General features: G+C 60.0%; 3 protein-coding genes and 1 pseudogene. 2 read left to right on the top strand and 2 right to left on the bottom strand.

The window, feature by feature from the left end; genetic code table 11:
- Positions 1-105, top strand: a pseudogene (locus VSR82_RS39585) (IS66 family transposase); the annotation flags it as partial.
- On the opposite strand, the gene VSR82_RS39580 reads toward VSR82_RS39585, so the two are convergent.
- Together VSR82_RS39580 and VSR82_RS39575 are read right to left on the bottom strand one after the other, a co-directional pair.
- Positions 103-2,181, bottom strand: a complete 2,079-nt coding sequence (locus VSR82_RS39580; RefSeq protein ID WP_498858879.1) for a recombinase family protein — start codon at positions 2,179-2,181, stop codon at positions 103-105. The pseudogene VSR82_RS39585 and the gene VSR82_RS39580 sit on opposite strands and share 3 nt — an antisense overlap.
- Positions 2,168-2,371, bottom strand: a complete 204-nt coding sequence (locus VSR82_RS39575) for a hypothetical protein (protein WP_498858878.1) — start codon at positions 2,369-2,371, stop codon at positions 2,168-2,170. The genes VSR82_RS39580 and VSR82_RS39575 overlap by 14 nt, the downstream gene beginning before the upstream one ends.
- Before the next feature lie 37 nt (positions 2,372-2,408).
- On the opposite strand from VSR82_RS39575, the gene VSR82_RS39570 reads away from it, so the two are divergent.
- A partial coding sequence (locus VSR82_RS39570) for a hypothetical protein (RefSeq protein ID WP_498858877.1) occupies positions 2,409-2,688 on the top strand: 280 nt, incomplete at its 3' end.

Below are 2,688 nucleotides of genomic sequence, written 5' to 3'. Positions count from 1 at the left end.
CTTAAACGATGGGATGCGCTGACCCGCTATCTCGATGACGGTCACGTGCCCATAGACAACAACTGGGTCGAAAACCAGATACGTCCTTGGGCGACGGGGCGTTCATTGTGCACCTCCTTGCGAAACCTCGGTAAACATTGGGAGTTGCCCTTCAACTTCGTTGCGACACGGGCGATGTTTGCGCGTCAGCGCAGCTGTAACTGCCTCACTGCGTAGATCGCTCGCGCGAATCTGCCACGGGGCATCGGGCATTACCTGCCCGGCGGGCAGAACCTTATCGTTAATCAGCCGCCGGATCATGTAGTGGGTAACGCCAAGCGCTTTCGCGGCCTCGGACATCGTCAACCAGTCACCGTCCTTCTCTGCCGACTTGTACGCATAAATATCGCGCACGCGTCGTACAGAACTCACACGATGCGCAGTCCAGGTCTTGCCTTGGCCCGTGCGTATGCCCATCCGGTTTAGTGAGGCGGCGATGTCCTGATCAGACCATCGGGTTGCCATGCTGCGGATGACTGCGAGCGCTTCGGCAGATGTGTTGCATCCGTGCTCGCCAGTCTTGGGCTTGCGAATCCGCAACTGCGAGTGTTGACCGCCTTGCCAATGAATCGTGAGTATGACTTCACGCGTCGACTCGTCCACGTCAGCGACTATGTCAACGATCAATGCCCGAACCAGTTGCTGGCGCGTTCGCATGTTGACGCCTGGAGCGTTCCAGGCAGCATCGAGGTCCTCGGCCAACTTCGTGAAATCAGGAGCGGGGGGCGACGCTGCCGGTGCATGCGCCGCGTCAAGGCGCGTCTGACAGGCCTGCACACGACGCAAGGCCGCTTCCCAGTTCTTCTCCAGTTGCGCGGCAATCAGACGATTATCGGGGTCGCAGGCAGCGTAGCGGCGTTCTGCCAGCGTGGCTTCGTATCGGGCCTGCTGCAGCTCAAGTTCGATGATCCGCCGCTGCTCGTTCATGGTATCCATACGCATCTGCTCGGCCAGCAAGGCCGCCTCTATCGCCATCGGCTCGACGACACGCATCAGCTCTTTTGCGATCGCGACGTCTATCCGGGAGCCGCCGAAGCTCATGCACTTCGGTGGCAGGTCAAAGCGATAGCATCGATAGACCGGTCGCGGGGTGCGTCCAGTATAGGCCACCGATAGGCGCCGGCCGCAACGTGCGCATCCAAGCATCCCTGCAAGCAGGGCTCGCCCGCCACGTCCAGATTTTACGTCGCCCGCCTTGCCATAGGCGTTGGCGGCAAGCGCCTTCTGGTTGCGTTCGAACTCCGCCCAGTCGATGTAACCTTCGTGGTGCTCTTTGAGCACGACCTCCCATTGATCAAACGGCTTACGATGCTTGTACGTCTTGTGTACACGGCCATCAACGATGGTCGTCTGGCTGCCACTCTTGCCATATGCATAAGCTCCCGCATAGAACGGATTCATGAGCACTGATATGACGTTGCGATAACGTATCAACGTCCAGTCGAATTGCGTCAACGTCCTGCCGTCGGTCGGTCGTGGAAAGTGGATCTGTTCGGCCAGCAACGACAGGAAGGCTTGGCGCGCGCTGCCCCGTTCACGAAAGCGGGCAAAGATCAGGCGTATGACCTCCTGAAGCCGCTGGTCTGGATCCAGGCCTAGCCCAATATCCCTGTGCCAGAGATAGCCGATCGGTACGCTAATGCGCAGTTCGCCCCGCTGAGCCTTGGCGCGAGCTGCATCCAACATCCTTGTTCTAAGTACGTTGAGCTCGAATTCGCTGATGCTACCCTTCATGCCCAGCAGCAACCGGTCGTTTGGTCGACAAGGATCGTACACACCGTCAAGATCGATAACCCTCGCCTGAACGAGACCGCACAGTTCGAGCAGGTGGTGCCAGTCGCGTCCATTGCGGGCAAGACGGGACGCATCCAGACAGAGGACAGCGCCGACTTCGCCGGCACACAGCAACGCTACCAGCCGCTCAAAACCGGGCCTCGCGACCGTACCGCTGGCCGAGCGGCCGAGATCATCATCAATCACCTCGATGTCACGAAATCCGCGACGCTTTGCTTCTCCCACTAGCTCGTACTGGCGACGCTTGCTCTCGAGGTTCATCTGGACCTGAGCCTGCGTCGACTGTCGGACATATACCACTGCTTTGCGCTGGAGCAGAGGCGCTGGCAGACGATCAGCGGTCGTCATCGTCAGACTCCTTGCCGATGGCGACGCCTGCGCCCTGGAGAAGCAGCTTCGCAAGGTGCGTGATTACTCTTGCGCGCTGTGCCGCGCTCATGCCCTGAAGCTCGGCGGTGTCGAACCTCAGACTCATCTGAGACAGCGTCAGTGCAGGTAGTTGCGGGCGTGGCAGTACGCCCCGTGGCAGCTTGGCCATTGCGTTTCTCCCGGACGGTAGTGGAACCGTCCGACGAGTGTGCTCGCAAGCGCCAGTCAACCAGCAGCCGGTTGAGCTCGCTCAGTACCGCAACTGTGACGCGCGGCTCGCCCAACGCCATGGCAGAACACATGACGCGATCCAGCATCCACGCCGACACAACCCTCACTACGCCTGGGCTGGCCTCGACGTGCACCACGCGACCGCCGCTTCGCTCCTCGACGTCTCGTACCTTGACGCGACGCCCATACAACGGATGCCAACGGTAATGGACTTCAACTTCCTGCCCGATATGGGCAGAATGATCGCGAACTTGC

Origin of the sequence: Burkholderia sp. JPY481, from assembly GCF_038900515.1 — a bacterium.
In the GTDB taxonomy this organism is placed as follows: domain Bacteria; phylum Pseudomonadota; class Gammaproteobacteria; order Burkholderiales; family Burkholderiaceae; genus Paraburkholderia; species Paraburkholderia youngii.
This window is presented reverse-complemented; position numbering and strand designations above follow the sequence as displayed.